Raw genomic sequence first — 259 nt, 5'->3', positions numbered from 1 at the left:
AGCGATATGTCCTGGGATCTTCAGGATCGTTTCAATTTTGAATTTTTTTTAAAATCGTCTTGGACTTCTTGAGATTGCTTGGGGTGTTTTGAGCGGGAAGTTATCCATGACAAGCCCATGTGCTCGAGCAGGTAATAGATAGAGTCAGGGTGGTAGTGCTGGCCAAATTCTTTCACGATATAAGCGTGGATGTCGGCCCCAGTCAGTCGTCCGCCTTGTGTATCATTGGCTTTATCTTTTATGTATTGGCTCAACTGCT

At 44.4% G+C, this 259-nt stretch carries 1 protein-coding gene; it reads right to left on the bottom strand.

The window, feature by feature from the left end; genetic code table 11:
• Positions 1 to 20: 20 nt before the first annotated feature.
• Positions 21 to 259 (bottom strand): winged helix-turn-helix domain-containing protein (locus tag UF06_RS23030; protein WP_045569719.1); only part of this gene is annotated, 239 nt, incomplete at its 5' end.

This window comes from Vibrio sp. S234-5, assembly GCF_000960595.1.
Taxonomy (GTDB): Bacteria; Pseudomonadota; Gammaproteobacteria; order Enterobacterales; family Vibrionaceae; genus Vibrio.
Note: the sequence above shows the minus strand (reverse complement) of the source record. Positions and strands in the feature narration are given on the sequence as shown.